Source organism: Streptomyces sp. NPDC002734 (assembly GCF_040295685.1).
In the GTDB taxonomy this organism is placed as follows: Bacteria; Actinomycetota; Actinomycetes; order Streptomycetales; family Streptomycetaceae; genus Streptomyces.
The window spans coordinates 16,000-37,115 of sequence record NZ_JBEOVU010000013.1; the positions used below are offsets into that span (position 1 = coordinate 16,000).

18 protein-coding genes are annotated in these 21,116 nt (G+C 72.8%); 16 read left to right on the forward strand and 2 right to left on the reverse strand.

Features of this window, described 5'->3' with window-relative positions; translation table 11 throughout:
- The first annotated feature begins 38 nt into the window (after nucleotides 1-38).
- From galE to ABT026_RS13860, 8 genes are all read left to right on the forward strand, one after another.
- Nucleotides 39-1,010 (forward strand): UDP-glucose 4-epimerase GalE, encoded by a 972-nt coding sequence (gene galE / locus ABT026_RS13825; RefSeq protein WP_351114484.1) that lies wholly within the window; start codon nucleotides 39-41, stop codon nucleotides 1,008-1,010.
- Between the two features lie 217 nt (nucleotides 1,011-1,227).
- Complete coding sequence (gene rplU / locus ABT026_RS13830) at nucleotides 1,228-1,548, forward strand: 50S ribosomal protein L21 (protein WP_351114485.1); 321 nt, start codon at nucleotides 1,228-1,230, stop codon at nucleotides 1,546-1,548.
- Between the two features lie 14 nt (nucleotides 1,549-1,562).
- On the forward strand, nucleotides 1,563-1,817 hold the full coding sequence (gene rpmA / locus ABT026_RS13835) for a 50S ribosomal protein L27 (protein ID WP_108955339.1): 255 nt from the start codon (nucleotides 1,563-1,565) through the stop codon (nucleotides 1,815-1,817).
- Between the two features lie 131 nt (nucleotides 1,818-1,948).
- Entirely contained in the window at nucleotides 1,949-3,388 is a 1,440-nt protein-coding gene (gene obgE, locus ABT026_RS13840) for a GTPase ObgE (protein ID WP_351114486.1), read from the forward strand.
- A 272-nt stretch (nucleotides 3,389-3,660) separates the two neighbouring features.
- On the forward strand, nucleotides 3,661-5,160 hold the full coding sequence (locus ABT026_RS13845; protein WP_351114487.1) for an SDR family NAD(P)-dependent oxidoreductase: 1,500 nt from the start codon (nucleotides 3,661-3,663) through the stop codon (nucleotides 5,158-5,160).
- Between the two features lie 200 nt (nucleotides 5,161-5,360).
- A complete protein-coding gene (locus ABT026_RS13850) occupies nucleotides 5,361-7,406 on the forward strand; it encodes a hypothetical protein (RefSeq protein WP_351114489.1) in 2,046 nt (681 codons plus the stop codon).
- A gap of 149 nt (nucleotides 7,407-7,555) precedes the next feature.
- Nucleotides 7,556-8,044: a MarR family winged helix-turn-helix transcriptional regulator gene (locus ABT026_RS13855; RefSeq protein ID WP_351114490.1), complete on the forward strand. Its 489-nt coding sequence runs from the start codon at nucleotides 7,556-7,558 to the stop codon at nucleotides 8,042-8,044.
- On the forward strand, nucleotides 8,041-9,351 hold the full coding sequence (locus ABT026_RS13860) for an MFS transporter (RefSeq protein ID WP_351114492.1): 1,311 nt from the start codon (nucleotides 8,041-8,043) through the stop codon (nucleotides 9,349-9,351). Before ABT026_RS13855 ends, ABT026_RS13860 begins: the two co-directional genes overlap by 4 nt.
- A 105-nt stretch (nucleotides 9,352-9,456) precedes the next feature.
- Here the strand turns inward: ABT026_RS13860 and ABT026_RS13865 are convergent, their stop codons facing one another.
- Nucleotides 9,457-11,466 carry a CDP-glycerol glycerophosphotransferase family protein gene (locus tag ABT026_RS13865; protein ID WP_351114493.1) on the reverse strand — a complete coding sequence of 670 codons (2,010 nt, stop codon included), beginning with the start codon at nucleotides 11,464-11,466 and terminating at the stop codon, nucleotides 9,457-9,459.
- A gap of 267 nt (nucleotides 11,467-11,733) precedes the next feature.
- On the opposite strand from ABT026_RS13865, the gene proB reads away from it, so the two are divergent.
- The 5 genes from proB to ABT026_RS13890 all read left to right on the forward strand — a co-directional run bounded on the left by proB (nucleotide 11,734) and on the right by ABT026_RS13890 (nucleotide 16,977).
- Nucleotides 11,734-12,861 carry a glutamate 5-kinase gene (gene proB / locus ABT026_RS13870; protein WP_351114494.1) on the forward strand — a complete coding sequence of 376 codons (1,128 nt, stop codon included), beginning with the start codon at nucleotides 11,734-11,736 and terminating at the stop codon, nucleotides 12,859-12,861.
- Between the two features lie 158 nt (nucleotides 12,862-13,019).
- Nucleotides 13,020-13,487: a DUF8830 family protein gene (locus tag ABT026_RS13875; protein WP_351114495.1), complete on the forward strand. Its 468-nt coding sequence runs from the start codon at nucleotides 13,020-13,022 to the stop codon at nucleotides 13,485-13,487.
- Between the two features lie 99 nt (nucleotides 13,488-13,586).
- The gene (locus tag ABT026_RS13880; RefSeq protein WP_351114496.1) at nucleotides 13,587-14,888 is read left to right on the forward strand and encodes a glutamate-5-semialdehyde dehydrogenase; all 1,302 of its coding nucleotides are present in this window, start codon (nucleotides 13,587-13,589) and stop codon (nucleotides 14,886-14,888) included.
- Nucleotides 14,889-15,030: 142 nt separating this feature from the next.
- Nucleotides 15,031-15,720: an SCO2584 family spore wall biosynthesis protein gene (locus ABT026_RS13885; RefSeq protein WP_351114497.1), complete on the forward strand. Its 690-nt coding sequence runs from the start codon at nucleotides 15,031-15,033 to the stop codon at nucleotides 15,718-15,720.
- A gap of 93 nt (nucleotides 15,721-15,813) precedes the next feature.
- Nucleotides 15,814-16,977, forward strand: coding sequence for an SCO2583 family membrane protein (locus tag ABT026_RS13890; RefSeq protein ID WP_351114498.1), 1,164 nt, complete (start codon nucleotides 15,814-15,816; stop codon nucleotides 16,975-16,977).
- A gap of 44 nt (nucleotides 16,978-17,021) precedes the next feature.
- Here the strand turns inward: ABT026_RS13890 and ABT026_RS13895 are convergent, their stop codons facing one another.
- Nucleotides 17,022-18,035 (reverse strand): M48 family metallopeptidase, encoded by a 1,014-nt coding sequence (locus ABT026_RS13895; protein WP_351114499.1) that lies wholly within the window; start codon nucleotides 18,033-18,035, stop codon nucleotides 17,022-17,024.
- Between the two features lie 161 nt (nucleotides 18,036-18,196).
- Between ABT026_RS13895 and ABT026_RS13900 the strand changes: the two genes are divergently transcribed.
- From ABT026_RS13900 to ABT026_RS13910, 3 genes are all read left to right on the forward strand, one after another.
- Nucleotides 18,197-18,358 carry a hypothetical protein gene (locus tag ABT026_RS13900; protein ID WP_351114501.1) on the forward strand — a complete coding sequence of 54 codons (162 nt, stop codon included), beginning with the start codon at nucleotides 18,197-18,199 and terminating at the stop codon, nucleotides 18,356-18,358.
- Nucleotides 18,359-18,444: 86 nt separating this feature from the next.
- Nucleotides 18,445-19,098, forward strand: coding sequence for a nicotinate-nucleotide adenylyltransferase (gene nadD, locus ABT026_RS13905; RefSeq protein ID WP_351114502.1), 654 nt, complete (start codon nucleotides 18,445-18,447; stop codon nucleotides 19,096-19,098).
- Between the two features lie 16 nt (nucleotides 19,099-19,114).
- Nucleotides 19,115-20,974 (forward strand): LCP family protein, encoded by a 1,860-nt coding sequence (locus ABT026_RS13910; protein ID WP_351114503.1) that lies wholly within the window; start codon nucleotides 19,115-19,117, stop codon nucleotides 20,972-20,974.
- Nucleotides 20,975-21,116: the final 142 nt, after the last annotated feature.

Here is a 21,116-nt window from a genome sequence, read left to right on the forward strand (position 1 = left end):
GGGGAGTCTGGACGCCGGTCGACACCCAGGAGGTACACATGAGCTGGCTGGTCACAGGCGGCGCCGGATACATCGGCGCCCACGTGGTGCGCGCCATGACCGAGGGCGGTGAGGACGTCGTGGTGTTCGACGACCTGTCCACCGGCTTCGCGGAGCGGGTGCCCGCGGGCGTGCCCCTGGTGACGGGCAGCGTCCTGGACGGTCCGCTGCTGGAGCGGACGATGCGCGAGCACCGGGTCACCGGGGTGGTGCACATCGCGGCCAAGAAGCAGGTGGCGGAGTCCGTGGAGAGACCCCTCCACTACTACCGGGAGAACGTCACCGGGCTCCAGACGCTGCTGGAGGCGATGACGGCCACCGGCGTGGACAGCATCGTCTTCTCCTCGTCCGCCGCCGTCTACGGAATGCCCGACGTGGACCTGGTCACCGAGGACACCCCCTGCGCCCCCATCAACCCCTACGGCGCCACCAAGCTCACCGGCGAGTGGCTGATCGCCGCCGCCTCCAGGGCCTACGGCATCCGGTCGGCGGCCATGCGCTACTTCAACGTGGCCGGCGCCGCCGCACCCGAACTGGCCGACGTCGGCACGAGCAACATCGTCCCCATGGTCTTCGGCCGCGTCGAGGCCGGTCAGGCGCCCGTGGTCTTCGGCGACGACTACGCCACCCCGGACGGCACCTGCGTCCGGGACTACATCCACGTCCTGGACATCGCCTCCGCCCACCTGGCCGCCGCGAGGCGCCTGGCCGGCGCCGAGGAGGGCACCGCGCTGGTCCTGAACATCGGGCGGGGCGAGGGCAGCTCGGTCCGCGAGATGATCGACCACATCCTGAAGGTCACCGGCAACGAGCACCTGACGCCCGAGGTCGGCCCGCGCCGCCCCGGCGACCCCGCGAGCGTGATCGCCTCCGCCGAACGGATCGCGGCCGAGCTCGGCTGGTCGGCGCGCCACGACCTGGACGACATGATCCGCTCCGCCTGGGACGGGTGGCGGCACCTGCACCGCTGAGAGCCGCCGGTCGGGGCGGGTCGGGGCCGGTTTGACCCTTCAGCCCCGGTCACCGTAACCTTGACCCTCGGCGTGTCCATCGACACGCCACATCCCCGTAAACCTCATTCCTCCCGGCCGGCCGCAGGCTTCGTGCCGCGCCCCGGGAGAGGCCGGTCCCTTGTCACAGGGAGGCTGGACTGCGGGGGTGCCGTTTCCGAAAGAGAGTGAGATCCGCGTGTACGCCATCGTGCGCAGCGGTGGTCGCCAGCACAAGGTTGCTGTCGGCGACATCGTTGAGGTTGACAAGATTTCCACCGCCAAGGTTGGCGACACGGTCGAGCTCTCGACCCTGCTCGTTGTCGACGGCGACTCCGTCACCAGCGACCCGTGGGTCCTGGACGGCATCAAGGTCCAGGCCGAGATCGTGGACCACCACAAGGGCCAGAAGATCGACATTCTGCGCTACAAGAACAAGACGGGCTACCGTCGTCGGCAGGGCCACCGCCAGCAGTACACGGCGATCAAGGTCACGTCGATCCCCACGGCTGCGAAGTAAGGGACTGAGGAGACATGGCACACAAGAAGGGCGCATCGTCCACCCGGAACGGTCGCGACTCCAACGCTCAGCGGCTCGGTGTGAAGCGCTTCGGCGGTCAGACCGTCAACGCCGGTGAGATCCTGGTCCGCCAGCGCGGCACCCACTTCCACCCGGGTGCGGGCGTCGGCCGCGGCGGCGACGACACGCTGTTCGCCCTCGAGGCCGGTGCGGTGCAGTTCGGCACCCACCGTGGCCGCAAGGTCGTGAACATCGTTCCGGTCGCCTGAGCAGGCTGACCGAACTCATTCGCGAGGCGGACCTCACTTCCCTCCGGGGAAGTGGGTCCGCCTTTCGCGTGTTGTGTAGCACGCGAGCACTTGTTTGACCCAAGACTTACGCGTACTGGAGGCACCTGACCATGACCACCTTCGTGGACCGCGTCGAACTGCATGTCGCCGCGGGTAACGGGGGCCACGGCTGTGCCTCCGTGCACCGGGAGAAGTTCAAGCCCCTGGGCGGCCCGGACGGCGGCAACGGCGGCCGTGGCGGCGACGTGATCCTGGTCGTCGACCAGTCCGTCACGACGCTGCTCGACTACCACCACTCCCCGCACCGCAAGGCCACCAACGGCAAGCCCGGCGAGGGCGGCAACCGCGCCGGCAAGGAGGGCGAGGACCTGGTCCTGGCCGTCCCGGACGGCACCGTGGTGCTCGACAAGCAGGGCAACGTGCTGGCCGACCTGGTCGGCGAGGGCACGTCCTTCGTCGCCGCCCAGGGCGGCCGCGGCGGCCTCGGCAACGCGGCGCTGGCCTCGGCCCGCCGCAAGGCCCCCGGCTTCGCGCTGCTGGGCGAGCCCGGCGACGCCGGGGACGTGGTCCTCGAGCTCAAGACCGTCGCCGACGTGGCCCTGGTCGGCTACCCGAGCGCCGGCAAGTCCTCGCTGATCTCGGTGATGAGCGCCGCCAAGCCGAAGATCGCCGACTACCCCTTCACCACCCTGGTCCCCAACCTGGGCGTGGTGACGGCCGGCTCGACCGTCTACACCGTCGCCGACGTCCCCGGCCTCATCCCGGGCGCCAGCCAGGGCAAGGGCCTGGGCCTGGAGTTCCTGCGCCACGTCGAGCGCTGCAGTGTGCTGGTCCACGTGCTGGACACCGCCACCCTGGAGTCCGACCGTGACCCGGTCTCCGACCTCGACGTCATCGAGGAGGAGCTCCGCAGCTACGGCGGCGGCCTGGACAAGCGCCCCCGGCTGGTCGTGCTCAACAAGATCGACGTGCCGGACGGCAAGGACCTCGCCGAGATGGTCCGCCCCGACCTGGAGGAGCGCGGCTACCGCGTCTTCGAGGTGTCCGCGGTGGCCCGCACGGGGCTCAAGGAGCTCTCCTTCGCCCTGGCCGAGCTGGTGGCCAAGCACCGCGCCCGCAAGCCCAAGGACGAGGCGACCCGCATCGTCATCCGGCCCAAGGCGGTGGACGACACCGGTTTCACCGTCACCCGTGAGGAGGACGGCCTGTACCGCGTCCGCGGCGAGAAGCCGGAGCGCTGGGTGCGGCAGACGGACTTCAACAACGACGAGGCCGTGGGCTTCCTGGCCGACCGCCTCAACCGTCTCGGCGTCGAGGCGGCCCTGATGAAGGCGGGCGCCCGGTCGGGCGACGGCGTCGCCATCGGCCCCGAGGACAACGCCGTGGTCTTCGACTGGGAGCCGACGGTCACCGCCGGCGCCGAGATGCTCGGCCGCCGCGGCGAGGACCACCGCTTCGAGGAGCCCCGCCCCGCCGCCCAGCGCCGCCGCGACCGCCAGGCCGAGCGCGACGACGCGACCCAGGAGTTCGAGGACTTCAAGCCTTTCTAGTCACTCCGACACACCGAAATCCGGCCGGATCCGCCCTGCACAGCGGGGAGATCCGGCCGGATCTGTTTTTTGGCACATCTGTTCGCCGCTTAGCGCATACGGGTCGAGAATCGAAAGAATGTATTCCGCTTGTGTCTCCTGGTGCGCAGGCGGAATGCGGGTGAGCAGGTTGTTTGCGGGAAACGAAACCACGAAGGCAGTGTGGTACCAAGTGGTGGGGGATCACCCGATCTCCCGAGCCCGGACCGCTGATGCCAAGGATGGAATCTCCCGTGTCGCAGCGCATAACCGTTCCTCGCACGACCGCAGTGATCCTCGCCGGCGGAACCGGGCAGCGGGTCGGGCTGCAGATTCCCAAGCAGCTCATCAAGATCGCCGGAAAGGCGGTCATCGAGCACACCCTGCACACGTTCGAGCAGACCGATTCCATCGACGACGTGGTGGTCCTGATGGCGCCCGGCTACGTGCCGGACGTCGAGCGGATCGTGGAGCGCGCGGGGTTCACCAAGGTGCGGCGGATCGTCGAGGGCGGCGCCACCCGCAACGAGACCACCCGGCGCGCCATCGAGGTGCTCGGCGAGGGCCTCGCCGAGGGGGAGGACCTCGACGTCCTCTTCCACGACGCGGTGCGCCCGCTGCTCGGCCGGCGGGTCATCGACGCGTGCGTGCGCGCCCTGGAGCGCTACCAGGCGGTGGACGTGGCGATCCCGTCGGCGGACACCATCATCGTCACCCGCACCCACGGGGAGGACGGGGAGTTCATCACCGAGATCCCCGACCGCTCCCGGCTGCGCCGCGGGCAGACGCCCCAGGCGTTCAAGCTCTCGACGATCCGTCACGCCTACGAGATCGCCGCCCAGGACCCTCACTTCCAGGCCACCGACGACTGCTCGGTGGTCCTCAAGTACCTGCCCGACGTCCCCATCCACGTGGTCGCCGGCGACGAGTACAACATGAAGGTCACCCAGCCGGTGGACGTCTTCATCGCCGACAAGCTCTTCCAGCTGGCCTCCACGGCGGCCCCGGAGCCCCGCGGCGAGGAGTGCTACCGGGAGCTGCTCACCGGGCGCACGGTGGTGGTCTTCGGCGGCTCCTACGGCATCGGCAAGGACGTCGCGGACCTCGCCGCGGGGTACGGCGCCTCGGTGTACGCGCTGAGCCGCTCCACCACCGGCACCCACGTGGAGAACGCCGAGGACGTCGAGAAGGCGCTCAGCAAGGCGTACGCGGAGAGCGGCCGGATCGACTACGTCATCAACACGGCCGGCGTGCTGCGCATCGGCAGGCTAGACGAGGCCGACAACGACACCGTCCTGGAGGCCCTGCGGGTCAACTACCTGGCTCCCGTGCAGATCGCCCGCGCGGCGTACCGGTACCTCGCCGCGACCAAGGGCCAGCTGCTGCTCTACACCTCCAGCAGCTACACCCGGGGCCGCGCCGACTACAGCCTCTACTCCTCCACCAAGGCGGCGGTCGTCAACCTCACCCAGGCACTGGCCGACGAGTGGGCCGCCGACGGGGTGCGGGTCAACTGCGTCAACCCCGAACGCACGGCGACACCCATGCGGACGAAGGCCTTCGGTCAGGAGCCGGTGGACTCGCTCCTCTCCTCCCGGGCGGTCGCCCGCACCTCCCTGGACGTGCTGCTCTCCGACCTCACCGGTCATGTCATCGACGTGCGGCAGCAGGATCCGACAGCGGTCGCCGGCCAGGCGTCCGGATTCGAGCAGGCGCTCGCCACTGTTCTTGACCGGCACGACGGCGTGGCATAATCGGCCGCAATTGCCAGAAATCGTTCAGGCCTCTGTGGCTGCATCGGGAGGTGCGACGGCAGGGGCCTGATCACCTGAACAGCTGAATACCGCACGAGTCGCATCAATCGGGAAAGCGCACGGTCTTTTCCGGAACTGTCGGAGTTATGCGCCCACCGTTCACGCACCAAGCCGGCACCTCTTCAGGAGCAAGGTCAGACGTGATATCGACAGCCGTTCGCGCCGCCCGGGTGGGCAGCGTGGGGGAACTGGTCGCCGCGGCCGCCCTCATCGTGGTGGGCTTCCCCGCCCTGATGATCGCCGCGCTGCTGCCGAACATCCCCCTGTTCTCCGTCGCCGCCGCCGTGACCTACGGGGCCGACCACTACCTGCACCGCCGCAACAGCTACCTGGTCAACCGGCTCAGCATGGTGCGGGCGGGCCTGGCCATCCGCTTCCTGGTGCGCCAGCTCATCCTGGTCCTGCTGCTGGCCCGGCTGGGGCTGGCGTACGGGGTGTTCTTCTACGCCCTGGTCGCCTGCTTCATCAGCTTCTACGGACTGCAGGCGGTGCACGGCGCGCTGGTGGCGCTGATCAGGATCCGGCGCACGCTGCCGGTGGCCACCCGGAACATCACCCTGGCGACGGCCGTCCGGATACCGGACGCCCCCTCGCGGCGCCTGCTGCATCGTTCCGGCGAGAAGATGCTCCACCTCGACCTGCCGGTCTTCGTGGGCGGCCTGGTCTCCGCCTTCCTCGGCCAGGGCCTGTGGGGCGGCCTCGGCATCGTCGCCACCCTCGGTCTGGGCGGGCTCTACACCGTGGTCCTGCTGCCGTACCTGATCGGGCCGCGCCGCGCCCCCTCGGCCGAGTCGGTGCTCGACGCGATGGAGACCTGGCTGCGCGCCTACCGGCCGGAGACGGTCCTGTACTTCTCCGGGGCCAAGGAGTCGGCCTACCAGGTCAACATGTGGCTGGAGACCATGGAGCGGCTGGACACCCGGCCGCTGATCATCCTGCGGGAGCGGGTCGTGCTGGAGCGGCTGGCGCCCACCACCGTCCCGGTGGTCTGCGTGCCCGGCGGCGTCCACCTGATGAACCTCGACCTGTCCACGGTCCGGGTGGCGCTGTACGCGGCCAACGTCGGCAAGAACATCCACCTGCTGCGGGTGCCGACCATGAAGCACGCCTTCATCGGCCACGGCGACAGCGACAAGGTCGCCAGCGTCAACCCGTACAGCAAGGTCTACGACGAGGTGTGGACGGCCGGCCGGGCCGGGCGCGACCGGTGGGCCGTGGTGGACGTCGGGGTCCGCGACGAGGACGTCGTCGAGGTCGGCCGCCCGCAGCTGGCTCCCATCCGGGCCGGCCGCCGGGAGCGGAGCGGGAGCGGGGTGCCGACGGTGCTCTACGCGCCCACCTGGGAGGGCTGGGACGACGCCCCCGGCAACACCTCCCTGATGGCGGCCGGCGAGAACATCGTCCGGCGGCTGCTGGCGGCGGACCGGCCGGTGCGGGTGCTGTACAAGCCGCACCCCTTCACCGGCACCCGCAGCCCCAGGGCGCGAGAGGCCCACGAGCGGCTCACCGCGCTGGTGGAGCAGGCGGCCGCCGCGCGGGCGCTGGACCCCGGCTTCGTCCGGGACGAGGCGGCGGCGGAGGCGGCGCGGGAGGAACTGGCCCGCATCGAGGCGCGTCTCACCGAGCTCTCCGGCGGCGGGACCGACGGCGACGAGGCGGTGGCCACCCGGGACGGGGTGGCCGACCTCACGGTCTACGACGAGATCGCCCGGCTGCGCGAGCGGTGGAACGACGCGTACTGGCGGTCCTTCCCCGAGTGGGAGCACCGGGTGATCACCGGGCCCGAGCCGCTGCTGTACGACTGCTTCAACGTCTCCGACGCGATGGTCTCCGACATCTCCAGCGTGGTCTCCGACTTCATCGCCAGCGGCAAGCCGTACGCGGTGGTGGACTCGGCCGGTCTGGGGGCGGAGGAGTTCGTCCGGCAGAACACCGCGGTGCGCGCCGCGGTGATCCTGTCCAACGAGGCGACGGAGCTGGAGGAGCTGCTGGCGGCGGTGCGGGACCCGGCGGCGGACGTCCTCGCCGGGGCGCGGCGCGAGCTCAAGGAGTACCTGCTGGGGGCGGACGAGCCGCCGTCCCTGGTCCGGTTCAACACGGCGGTCGCCGCCCTCGCCCTGAAGGCCGAGGCCCGCAACCTCGGCCAGGCCCGCGCCGGCGCCCCCGCCGAGGTCCCCAGCCACTGACCGCCGGGATCGCTTACCCCAGCCGCTGACGCCGCTCGACGTCCCCCGCGCCGCCCTCGGGGCGGGGCCGTCGGCGGAGGCCGCACGCCCCCGAAGGCTGACGACGGCTGGGTTCCGACCCGATGTCACAGCGCTGTTATATTAGCGCTGTGACATCTTCGGACCCCACCACGCGACCCGACCCGTGGCACTCCCTGCACGAGCTCCTGGCGGCCATGGACGCCGAGATCGAGCAGGTCTACGTGGAGCGCGGCATCGAGGGCGTGCGGCCGCGGTTCGCCTATCCGCTGATCCGGCTCGCCCACACCGGACCCCTGACCATCCGCGAGCTGGCGCAGTCGCTGGACCGTTCGCACTCCGCGATCAGCCAGACCGTCGCGGCGATGCGCAAGGAAGGTCTCGTCACCTCCGAGCCCGGGCCCGACGCCCGTACCCGGCGGATCGACCTGACCGAGCGCGGCCGCTCCCTGGTGCCGTTCCTGGAGGCGGAGTGGCGCGCCACCCACGCCACGGTCGCCGAGCTGGACGGCGAGGTCCCGTACGCCATGACCGCCGTCGTCGAGGAGGTGCGGCGGGCGCTGGAGCGCCGGTCGATGCGACGGCGGATCCTCCACCACCTCGAGGAGCCCTCGCCGTGAGGCGGCGTGTCCGCGTCCGATTCCTCGACACCCGCCCGTTGCGCGGCAGCCGGCCCTTCCGCGACCTGTGGATCGGCACCTCCGCCTCTCAGCTCGGCGGGCACACGGCCAACGTGGCGGTACTCGCCCAGGTCTGGGACCTGACCGGCAGCCCGGTGGCCACCGGCGTCATCGGGCTGGCCACCGGCCTGCCGATGGTGCTGTTCGGGCTGATCGGCGGCACGGTGGCCGACACCTTCGACCGCCGCACGGTGGTGCGGGCCACCACCGCCGGCCAGCTGCTGACCGCCGCCGGGCTGTGCGCCCAGGCCCTGGCGGAGAACCGGAGCGTGCCGGTGCTGCTCGCCCTGGTGGCCGTGGGGGCGAGCTGCGGCGCGCTCGGCGCTCCCGCCCGGCGCACCTTCCCGGTCCGGCTGCTGCCGGACGACCAGGTCGCGGCCGGGCTCGCGCTGACCAGCGTCTCGTTCCAGGCGGCGATGCTGACCGGCCCCGCGGCGGCCGGGCTGGTCATCGCCCACTGGGGCTACGCCGGCGCCTACGCGGTCCAGGCCGCGGCCGTGGCGGTCTCGGCGCTCGCGCTGCTCCGCCTGCCCGCCATGCCGCCCGCGGGTGCCGGGACGGGAGGCGGCAGGCCCCGGCCGGAGCGTGGCGGTCGGCGGATCGTGCTGCGCCGCCCGACGCTGTGGGGCTCGATGGCCACCGACCTGTCCGCGACGCTGCTCGCCATGCCCGTCGCGCTCTTCCCGCTGGTCAACGAGGTCCGCTACGGCGGCCACCCGCAGACCCTCGGCCTGTTCCTCTCGGCCGTCGCGGTCGGGGGGATCACGGCCGGTCTGCTGTCCGGCACGGTCACGCGCCGCCGCCGTGCCGGCCTGGTCCAGCTGTCCGCGGCGGTGGTCTGGAGCCTGGCGCTCGCCGGTTTCGGCCTGGCGGGACCTCTGTGGGCGGCCCTCGGATGCCTGGCCGTGGCGGGCGCGGCCGACACCGTGTCCGTGGTCACCCGTGGCGCCCTGGTCCAGCGGGAGACCCCGGACGCGTACCGGGGGCGGGTCTCCTCGGTGGAGCACGTCATCGGCGTCGCGGGTCCCGAACTCGGCAACCTGCGCGGCGGCCTGCTGGCCTCGGCCACCTCCGCGTCGTTCTCCCTGGTCGTCGGCGGACTCTCCGCCGCCCTGGCGATCGCCGCCGTCTGGGCGGTCAACGCGCCCCTGCGCGGCTACCGCACCCCGTCCGGCGCCGCCGCCGCCGCCGAGCGGAGCGCCCCCGCGGGCGGCGGAGCGGTTCCGGCCGCCGAGCAGGTGCACTGACTCCGTCCGCCGCGGTGCCTGCCGCCCGCCGCGTGCGGACATGGCACCGCCCGGGTGCCGCGTCCGGGACGGGACGGGCACCCGGGCGGGCCGGGGCGGGGAGGGTCAGCCGGTGGTGAGCTCGGGGTCGCCCGAGGGGGCGGCGGCCCGCTGACCGGGGATGTGGGCCTCCCGCTCGGTCATCCGGCGGCGGTGCTGCAGCGCGGACTCGCACAGCGCCCGCATCGCCTCGTTGAACCGCACCTGCGACGGCGGCTCGGACGGCCCGAGCAGTCGCAGCTTCAGCTCCGCGCGAGCCTCCTGAAGGTCGTCCAGCTCGGGGTCGCGCACCCGCTCCAGCAGCGCCGGCACACCCGTCGCGTCCGGCGTCAGCACCGTCGCCGCCCGCACCGTCGGGAACGCCTCACGGAAGGCGGTCTCGCTCAGCCCGGAGGTGTTGGCCACCGCGTACGGCTTGCCGCTCGCCATGTAGTCCGAGATCACGCTGGACACGTCGCTGATCAGCAGGTCCGCCCGGTTGAAGCAGGTCTGGATGTCGGGACGCGCGTCCGTGACGATCTGGTGCTCCCACTCGGGCAGCGCCGCCCAGTAGGCCTCCACCCAGGCGGAGGTGGCCGCGGTGACCGCGGCCGCGCGCCCCGGCTCCGGGGCGGTCTGGAGCATCATCCGCTCCAGGTTGTCCGCGGACTCCCGGAACGTGGAGGTGGTGAGCCGGTCCAGCTCCGCCGTCCGCCGCGCCAGCTCGGCCACGGCCTCCGGGCCGGGGCGCGGGCCGGTGCGCCGGCGGTTGGCGGCCAGGATCAGCTCACGGATGCGCAGGTCGGCGGCGCCGGCCCGCGGGTCGACCGAGCCGGTCAGCGGGTGCGGCTTGTAGACCAGGCGCACCTTGGGGTCGGCCAGCAGCGCCCGGACCAGGTTCTCGCCGGCCGCGACCACCGAGGTGTTGCCCGGGTTGCCGTCCCAGCCCTCCCAGGTGGGGGCGTACAGGACGTCGGTGTACTCGCCCTGCGGGGCGCCCTTGTAGGTGACGATCCCGTCCAGCTGCGGACGGCCGATCTCCACGATGTCCTTGTCCTCGACGCCGACGTCGGCCAGCGCGTACCGCTCGCGGGCCTCGGGACCGGCCACCCACACCTCGTCGTACGCCTTGGCGTACGGGTTGCAGGAGGACAGCTTGTCGCTCTCGCCGTGGTTGACGAAGGTGTGCTTGATCGTCGGGATGCGCAGCACCTGCGAGGTCTTGCCCGAGTTCGACGGGTGGATCAGGGCCTGAAGGGTGGAGTGCTCCAGGCGCATCAGGTGGTGGACCTGCGGCAGGCAGACGATCGGGATGTCGGTCGCGGTGATCTTCTGCATCATGAAGCGCTCACGCAGGACGATCACCGGGCGCCCGTCCAGCTTAGCCAGCGGGTCGAGCCACATGTTCGCCTGGTAGGCGGAGGCGGCTCCGCCGGAGAAGTACATGCCGTGGGTCGGCTTGTACTCGGCCAGCCACTTGTCGAACCACTTCAGCACGGCGGCCTCGGACGGCGAACGGCGGCCCGGCAGCAGGTGGCTGCCCAGCACGACCAGACCGGCCAGCGCGGCGAGTGCGGAGACCCCGACGCCGGCGACGCCCCACAGCGCCTCGCCGCTCGCTCCGGCGCCCAGCAGGCCCGCCGTGGCGGGCAGGCCGAGGATCAGCAGCCGGTGCCCGGGACGGCGCAGCAGCAGCGCGGGCGGGGCGGCGGTCAGCGGCAGACCGGAGGTGTCGATGTTCCGGGTGAGCACCGGGGTGGTGCGCGCCCGGCGGACGACCACCGAGACGGCCTGGATCGCGAAGTGCAGCCCGTAGAACGCGAGCAGCACCAGCAGCGGCGCGGCCAGCCCGCTCTCGTCGTTCTGCTCCTGGAGGCGGACCAGGGCGACGACGATCAGCAGGTCCCGCAGCAGATGGCGCACCGTGGTGTCGACGTGCATCTTGGCGAACATCGCGACCAGGCCCCGCTGCGAGCGGTAGAGGAACACCTCGACGGCGATGGAGACGACCGCAGCCGCGATCATGGCGGGCACGTTCGGGACCACGGCCGTGACGGCGAGTGTGAGGAACGACACCGCCAGAAGAGCGGTGACCATGCCTCGTTCGGCGGTCTGCCGACGGGGGACGGGTGTGGGCACTGCGTCACTCCAAAGGGCTGCGCGGACGTGTTGCGTCTAGGGACTCAGTTTCAACGCGCTTGAACGCTCCGACGACACGCCTCGGACGCCCGTGCACGGATCGAGACCTGCGCGGGGTCCGCGGGCGTCACGTCCGTGGGATGGAACGCGCGCGCGCCGCGACGTCCGGGTCGCGTAGATTGCCGGACGGGCAGCTGAGAACCAGGTGAGGGGACAACGTTCAAGGTGACAGGGGCAAGGCAGGCCGTGACCGGGGCTCGCAGGATCGTCGTCAAGGTGGGTTCCTCGTCGTTGACCACGGCTGAGGGCGGCCTGGACGCCGACCGGGTCGACGCGTTGGTCGACGTCCTGGCGGCGGGCAGGGACGGTGGCGAGAGGGATGTCGTCCTGGTTTCCTCCGGTGCCATCGCTGCGGGACTCGCCCCTCTGGGTCTGCGTCGCCGGCCCCGCGACCTGGCCCGGCAGCAGGCAGCAGCCAGCGTGGGGCAAGGCCTGCTGGTTGCTCGCTACACCGCGTCCTTCGCACGCTACGGCGTGCGGGTGGGTCAGGTGCTGCTGACGGCCGATGATACGAGTCGGCGTGCCCACCACCGTAACGCAGCCCGAACGCTCGACAAATTGCTCGCCATGGGAGCCCTGCCGGTTGTCAACGAGAACGACACGGTAGCGACCGACGAGATCCGTTTCGGGGACAACGACCGCCTTGCGGCGCTTGTCGCCCATCTTGTCCGCGCCGACCTCCTGGTCCTCCTGTCCGACGTGGACGGGCTGTACGACGGCGACCCCGCGCGCCCCGGCACCTCCCGGCTGAGCGAGATCCGCGGCCCCGAGGACCTCGAGGGCGTGGAGATCGGGAGCGCCGGCAAGGCCGGGGTGGGCACCGGCGGGATGGTCACCAAGGTGGAGGCCGCGCGGATCGCCGCCGAGGCCGGGATCCCGGTGGTCCTCACCAGCGCCAGCCGGGCCGCGGACGCGCTGAAGGGCCGGGACACCGGCACCTACTTCCACGCCACCGGCAACCGCTCCGCCGACCGTCTGCTGTGGCTCGAGCACGCCTCGGCCCCGCAGGGGTCCCTGACCCTGGACGACGGCGCCGTGCGGGCCGTCGTGGAGCGGCGCACCTCGCTGCTGCCGGCCGGCATCGCGGGGGTCGAGGGCGACTTCCACGCCGGCGACCCGGTCGAGCTGCGGGACGGCGAGGGCCGGGCCGTGGCCCGCGGTCTGGTGAACTTCGACGCACGTGAGATTCCCCGCCTGATCGGCCGCTCGACCAGGGAACTGGCACGCGATCTGGGCCCCGCCTACGAACGAGAGGTCGTACACAGGGACGACCTGGTGCTGCTGCGGCGCTGAGGCGGACGGCGGCTTTCGGCCCGGGTGGCCGGAATCCGGTGGGGGACGTTCCGTAAAACGGCCCCACGGAGCGCCGTCGCCTGCTGCACTGGTGGGGGTCACACACGCCAGGGCAGCAGCCGGGCGACCACCGTGAGCACCGTGCGAAGGAGGCCGTTGTGAGACGAGTGCGCCCGGGATCGGCGGCGTCCCGCCCGGCCGGCGGGGGAGCGGCGCCGCGGCGCGGCCTCACCAGCGTCTCGCCCGGCGACCTGTTCCAGGGCGGTCCGTCCGTGCCCGAGGAACTGCCGCGGCTGTGGCACGTCACCCTGAGCGTCTCCGGCGCCGAGGTGCCGCTGCCGGAGGTCCGGCGGGCGCTGGAGCAGCTGGCCCACGACCACCCCTTCCTGCTGACCAGCCGCTACGCCACCGGCCACGCGGAGATCCGCTACTGGGAAGAGGCCCGCGACCTGCACGACGCGGCCGCGGTCGCGCTGCGGCTGTGGGGCGAGCACCGGCGGACGGCCAACCTGCCGCGGTGGGAGATCGTCGGCCTGGAGGTCGTCGACCGCGAGACCTACCACCTGCGGGTGGCCGCCGGACAGGGCCCGCCCCCGGCCACCCGGATGGGCGTCCACCCCTTCTGACCTCGCGCGCGGGGCCTCCCGGCATCGCCCGCCGGGGCGCCCCGACCGCCAGGTGGAACGGTCGTCGCCGGACGCCCCCGCGGCGCTACCCTTCGCGGTATGAGCACGCTCACGACGACCGCAGCCGCAACGGAGTCCACGGAGCCCACGGTGACCGGTGTGGCCCGCCGGGCCCGCACCGCCTCCGCCGACCTGGCCCCGCTCCCGCGCTCCCGCAAGGACGCCGCCCTGCACGCCGTGGCGGACGCCCTCGAGGCCCGCGTCGCGGAGATCGTCGAGGCCAACGCCGAGGACGTGGCGCGCGCCCGCGAGGCCGGCACCGCCGAGTCCGTGATCGACCGGCTGACCCTCACGCCCGAGCGGATCGCCGCCATCGCCTCGGACGTGCGCGACGTGGCCGCGCTGCCGGACCCGGTCGGCGAGGTCGTCCGCGGCTCCACGCTGCCCAACGGCATCGACCTGCGCCAGGTCCGCGTCCCGCTCGGCGTGGTCGGCATCATCTACGAGGCCCGTCCCAACGTCACCGTGGACGCCGCCGCGCTCTGCCTGAAGTCGGGCAACGCGGTGCTGCTGCGCGGCTCGTCCTCCGCCTACTCCTCCAACACCGCCCTGGTGGCCGTCCTGCGCGACGCGGTCGAGGCCTCCGGGCTGCCGGCCGACGCGGTGCAGCTGGTGCCGGGCGAGAGCCGCGAGTCGGTGCACGAGCTGATGCGCGCCCGCGGCCTGGTGGACGTCCTCATCCCGCGCGGCGGCGCCTCGCTGATCCGCACCGTCGTCGAGCAGTCCACGGTCCCGGTGATCGAGACCGGCACCGGCAACTGCCACGTCTACGTGGACGCGGACGCGGACCTCGGCATGGCGGTGGAGATCCTGCTCAACTCCAAGGCCCACCGGGTCAGCGTCTGCAACAGCGCCGAGACCCTGCTGGTCCACCGGGACGTCGCCGAGGCCTTCCTGCCGCGCGCCCTGGAGGCGCTGGCCGGTGCCGGGGTGACCGTGCACGGTGACGAGCGGGTGCGCGCGCTGGCCGGGGAGACCAAGGCCACCGTCGTGGAGGCCACCGAGGAGGACTGGGAGACCGAGTACCTCTCCTACGACATCGCCGCCGCGGTGGTCGACTCGCTGGACGCCGCCGTCGCGCACATCCGCCGCTGGAGCTCCGGCCACACCGAGGCGATCGTCACCACCTCCCAGCAGGCGGCCCGCCGCTTCACCCAGCTGGTCGACTCCACCACCGTCGCGGTGAACGCCTCCACCCGGTTCACCGACGGCGGCCAGTTCGGCTTCGGCGCGGAGATCGGCATCTCCACCCAGAAGCTGCACGCCCGGGGACCGATGGGGCTCCCGGAGCTGACCAGCACCAAGTACATCGTCACCGGGGACGGGCACGTCCGCCCCTGACGTCGCCCGGCGTCCCACGACGTCGTCCGGCGTTCCCTGACGTCGTCCGGCGTCCCGTGGCGCCGGGCCGGGCGGTCACGGGCTCTTCGCCGAATTTCCGTACGGTCTGCCCAAATTGACCCGGCACGTCTACTCTGGAGCGGTGGCGGAGGACGTGGGGGGCACGCCGTTCCCTGACGGCGGAGGACCTGACGACGACCAGGACCGCGGGGCGCCGGACGATGAGTTCGCCCCCGTGGTCTTCGACGAGGACTTCGTGCGGGCGGCCCCGGTCCACGAGCCGACGGCCGTCGAGCGCCTGGTGGCGGCCGCCCAGGCACGGGCCGAGGCATCCGAGGCGGAGGCCGCGCGCCGGGCCCGCCTGGCCGGCGGTCCCGGGCACGACGAGGACCGCCACGACGAGGCCACCGGTCCCGAGGAGCTGGGCCTCGCCCACATCCCTCCCGGCCTCGGCGGCCCCGACGCTCCCTTCCGTGAGTTCGTCGCCCGCACCGGCCAGGACCCCGGCGGTCCGGGTATGCCCGGAGGCGACGCGGCGGCCGACTTCGCGCCGGGACTGTTCGGCCGTCCGGGCGGTTCCGTCCGGCCGGGAAGATGGCACCGCCCGGTCGCCTGGGTGCTCGCCCTGGTGATGGGGATGGGGATGGTCGCGCTGGCCTTCAGCGCCGTCCACCGCGGCTCCGCCGGGCAGACCGGACAGGTCCCGCCACCCGTCTCGACCCGTCCCACACCGGCGCCCGCCCCGGACACAGCGGTCGGACCGTCCGCCTCGGCCGAGTACTCCAGACCCCCCGTGCAGGCCGTCCCGCGCACCCCCGCCGCCACACCCTGACCGCCCCGTCCCGCGTGCGCCGCGGGCGGCGGGAGCGGCAGATGGCCCGGACGGGGGCGTTTACCGCGAGGCGGCAGAACCCACTCTGAAAGTATGGGCGGGCCCGGAGAGCCACCCGACGGCACACCCGACGGCGCCGCGGGCGGCAACGAGGACGAGTACCGATCCGTCGTCTTCGACGAATCGTTCGTCAAGGCTGCCCGCCTCCAGGAGTACAGCGCGCAGGAACGTCTCGCCGATCACTCGCCGCCGGTACGGACCCGGCCCACCGGCATCCGCCGGCTCTCCCGGCAGGCCATGGTGCTGGCCCTGCTCGTCATGATCGCCTTCGTCACCGCCGTCTACCTGGGCGTGCGCACCCCTCACGTGCCGCCCTCCGCCCGCCGGGTCGCCGACCCGGTGCGGGTCACCGTCGTCCCGCTGGCCCCTCCGCAGGCCGTGCCCGGCGCCGGCGACGCGGACCGGCTCTACGCGGCGAGCCCGGCGCGCTCCTACGAGACCGGGGAGAAGGGCGTCACGATGCCTCCCGCCCGGCGTACCGAGCACTTCTCCGACGGCCAGGTCATCGCCGCGCTCGCCGCGGCCCGCGACTACGTCATCGGCTCCTCGCTCGACCCGAAGGTGCTGATGGGCGACGCCACCCGCTCGGTGCGGGTGCTGCTCGACCCCGACCAGTTCGACCAGTTCGACCGGAGCATGGGCGAGAGCGCCAAGGGCGCGGCCGCGGACGCGGGGGAGGCCGACGTGGACGCCTCCGCGCCGCTGGGCTGGCTGGTCCGCTTCGACCCCACCCGGGTACGGCTCGCCGACCCGGAGATCCGGGTGCACGGCACCTTCAAGGTCGTCGAACGCGGGGCGGCCACCCTGGAGGTGGTCGCCGACCACGTCTTCGTCTACGCCCTGGCCAAGGCCGGGGACGGCCGCGCCGCCCGGGCGGACGGGGCCGACCGTGCCCAGGGGCCGGGCAGGGCCGACGACGGCAAGAAGAAGGAGCAGGTCTCCCTGTTCACCGTGCGGCGCGAGGTGCGGCTGCGGTTCGACCCGGACAACCTGCGGCTGCGCCAGGTGCGGGTGGTGGCCGCCTCGGTGCAGGCGGGGCCGCTGTCCTGCACCGGGGACCCCGACCAGGTGCTGCGTCCGCTGCTCGCCGGCCAGCGGGCCGACGAGGCATCGCCGCCGGGCACCGACCCGTACCGGGCCGCCAGCCCGACCGGGCTGTGCGGCACGCTCTCCCCGGCGGCGATGCCCAGACTCTGACCCGGCCGCCGTCCGCCCCGCGGCCCGGCGCGGTCCCGCCGGCGTCACTCCCCGCCGAAGCCGCGGCGTATGCGATCGGTGGCGCCGCCGACCAGCTTCATCAGCGGGTCGGCGGAGGTACGGACGGTCTCCGCGTAGCTGGCCGCCGACTCGCGGAAGGCGTCCGTCACCGAGGCGTCCTTGTCCTCCTCGCGCCGCGGGTAGTGGCCGTCCATCAGCCGCTGGTAGTCCCGCGAGGACGCCCAGCGCTTGAGCTCGGCGGCCCGCACCGTGGTGAACGGGTGGGAGCGCGGCAGCACGTTGAGGATCTTCAGCACCGAGTCGCGCAGGTCGCCGCCCGCCTCGTACTCCTCGGCCTGGCGCAGGAAGGCGTCCACGTTCATCTCGTGCAGGTGGTTGCCGCCGGCCAGCTTCATCAGGCCGCGCATCGACGCGTGGACGTCCTGGCCGACCAGCAGGCCCGCGCGGTCCGCGGACAGCTCGGACTTGCGGAACCACTCGCGCAGCGCCGTCACGATCGCCATCACCGCGACGCTGCCCAGCGGGATCCACGAGACGCGGACCGCCAGGGTGGTGAGGAAGAGCAGCACCGTGCGGTAGACCGCGTGGCCGGAGAGCGCGTGTCCGGCCTCGTGGCCGACGACCGCGCGCATCTCCTCCTCGTCGAGCAGCTCGACCAGGCCGGTGGTCAGCACGATGACCGGCTCGTCCAGTCCCACGCACATCGCGTTGGGCTTCGGGTCCTGGGTCACGTACATCGCCGGGACCTTGGGCATGTCGAGGATGTAGCAGGCGTCCCGCAGCATGTCGTGCAGGTGCGGGAACTGCTCGTCGCTCACCCGGACGGAGTCGGACAGGAAGAGCAGACGCAGACTGCGCTCGGGGATCAGGCCGCTGAGGGCCTTGAAGACCGTGTCGAAACCGCTGAGCTTGCGCAGCGCGACGAGCGCGGAGCGGTCCGCCGGGTGCTCGTAGGCCCGGGACGACAGCCCCGGGAAACGCCGCCGGCTGCGCGCCGCCGTGTGCTGCTCCCGCTCGGTGTTGTCCTCGCCCGGCATCAGGCCCCCCGCCCGTGTCGTCCACCCCTACGCCACCGGCCGGCGCGGCCGGTGCTGCTGTGGGTAGGACGAGCGGGCGGGGCCGATGGTTCCCGCGACCGACCGGCGCTTACGATGAGCCGACGTCCTTATCCAGCCCATACGGATTGGTCCAGCCGAAGATGAGCTTTCACCAGAGCGCCGCGCAGTTGGTCACCCTCGCCTCGGAAGGCGGCGAGGGCGGTCACCACATGAACCTCAACCCCCTGCTGCCGGGCCTCGGCGCCTTCGTGATCCTCATGCTGCTGCTCTTCATCACCGTGAGCTTCAACCGCGACCGGTGAACCGGAACGGCTGATCCCGTGACCCGTCCGCAGGTGGGAGAGGTCGAGGTCAAGGTTCCCCGACCGGGCCGGTAGGGTCTGCACGCATGGGAGAGCAGGACATGCCTGCCGGTCCGGCCGGCGTCCCGGCCGCCGGCCCGGCCGACACGGGAGGACGCCGCCGCCTGGGCGTGATGGGCGGCACGTTCGACCCGATCCACCACGGACACCTGGTGGCGGCCAGTGAGGTCGCCGCCGCCTTCGGCCTGGACGAGGTCGTGTTCGTGCCCACCGGCCGGCCCTGGCAGAAGAGCCACCGGACGGTCACCCCGGCCGAGGACCGTTACCTGATGACGGTCATCGCCACCGCCGAGAACCCGCAGTTCTCGGTGAGCCGCATCGACATCGACCGCGGCGGTCCGACCTACACCACGGACACGCTGCGCGACCTGAGCGCGCTCAACCCGGACACCGATCTCTTCTTCATCACGGGCGCGGACGCGCTCGCCCAGATCCTCACCTGGCGGGACGCGGACGAGCTCTTCTCCCTCGCGCACTTCATCGGCGTGACGCGGCCGGGACACATCCTGCACGACCCCGGGCTCCCCGAGGGCGGTGTCTCGCTCGTCGAGGTGCCCGCTCTCGCCATCTCCTCCACGGACTGCCGTGCGAGAGTCGCCAAGGGCGCCCCCGTCTGGTATCTGGTGCCGGACGGAGTCGTGCGCTACATCGACAAGCGCCAGCTGTACCGCGGCGAGTGAGCCGAGAGGGGCACCGGTGAACGACCGATACGACGCGGGACACGCGGGACACGCGGACGGCCAGTACGAACTGGTCGGCTACGACGAGTACGGGCAGCCCGTGTACCGGCAGGTTCCGCGCCAGGCCGGCCCGCAGGGCTACCCGCCCCCGCGGCAGGGCGGCCAGGAGCAGCAGCCGCAGGGCTACGGCTACGACCCGTACGCCTCGGGCGGCGGGCAGCAGCAGCCGCCCACGACCGGGTACGACGCCTACGGGGCGGGCCCCGGCACCGGCCGGCAGGTCCCCGTGCCCCCGGCCGGCCCTGCCTACGGCGGTCAGCACGGCGGTCCGCCGCCCGGCCCCCGGCAGGCCCCCGGCGGTCCCGGCCCCGGAGCGCGCCCCGGACCACAGGGACAGCCCGGGCAGCAGGCGGGACCGGGTCAGCAGGCGCAGCACGGTCAGCTGGGGCAGCACGGTCAGCAGGCGCAGCAAGGTCAGCCGTACGGCGGCACCGGCGCGCCCCTGGGCCGTCCCGGCGTCGCCGAGCGGGACGCCCGCATCCCCCAGCAGGCACCTCCCGGGCAGGCCCCGCGCCGTGACCAGGGAGCCGGGTACGACACCGAGCAGTTCGCCTTCGTCGAGGAGCAGGACGGCGAGTCCGAGGACGTCATCGACTGGCTCCAGTTCACCGAGAACCGCACCGAGCGCCGCGAGGAGGCCAAGCGCCGCGCCCGCGCCCGGATGACGGCGGTCCTCGTGGTGCTGGCCCTGGTCGTGGTCTGCGGCGGCGGCTACCTCTGGTACGCGGGCAAGCTGCCCTTCCTGTCCTCCTCGGACACCGCGCAGGGCACGAACGTCGCCGCCGGGGCGCAGAAGCGCGACGTGATCGTCGTCCACCTGCACAGCACCAAGGGCTCGGACACCTCCACCCTGCTGCTGGTGGACAACGCCACCACCGAGCAGGGCAGCGCCGTGCTGCTGCCCAACTCGCTGGCCCTGACCGACCAGGACGGCAACACCACCACGCTCGGCCAGTCCGTCGGCGACGACGGCTCCTCGGGCACCCGCGAGTCCCTGGACACCGTCCTGGGCACGCGGATCGAGGGCACCTGGCGGCTGGACACCCCGTTCCTCCAGATCCTGGTCGACATGGTCGGCCACATCGAGGTCGACACCGACACCGACGTGCCCGACCCGAAGGCCCCGGACGAGGGCCCGCTGGTGCACAAGGGCGAGCAGCAGACCCTCAGCGGCCGGATGGCCTCCGCGTACGCCACCTACCGGGGCGCCGGCGAGCCGCAGAGCGCGCAGCTCGAGCGGTTCGGCCAGGTGATGCAGGGCGTCCTGCGCAAGCTCTCCTCGGACAAGGAGGGCGCCACGCGGACCGTGCAGACGATGGGCCAGATCATCGAGCCGCCGCTGACCGACGAGGACCTCGGCAGCTTCCTCGCCGGTCTCGCCGACCGCGCCAAGGGCGGCGACTACCGCAGCACCGTGCTGCCGGTGGAGCAGGACGGCACGCTCGGCGAGAAGGCCGGGCAGGAGGTCGTCGGCAAGATCCTCGGCGGCCGGGCCAAGAGCCCCGCCGAGGAGGGCGACGGCGTCCGCGTCAGCGTGCGCAACGCCACCGGCGGCAAGACCGACGCCAAGAAGCACCCGCTGGCCGACCTGGCCCGCGTCGCGCTGGTCAACGGCGGCTACACCTACGTCGCCGCGGGCAGCTCGCAGACGGCCGCCACCTCCGAGGTGCGGTACGCCGAGGCCGCGGACAAGGAGAAGGCGGCCGAGGTGGCCCGCACCCTGGGCCTGCCGGAGACGGCCGTCGCCAAGGGGAAGACGGCCGCCAACGCCGACGTCACGGTGGTGCTCGGCCAGGACTACGCGCCGGGCTCCTGACCCGCGCGTGTCGTACCGAGCCGGTCCCGCAGCACCGCGGGGCCGGCTCCGGCCGTCCGGGGCGCGGTGGCGGTGCGGCTTCCGGTGACCGGCGCCGGCGACCGGGGCGATCCGGGTGCCCCCGGCGGGCGGCGGGCGGCGG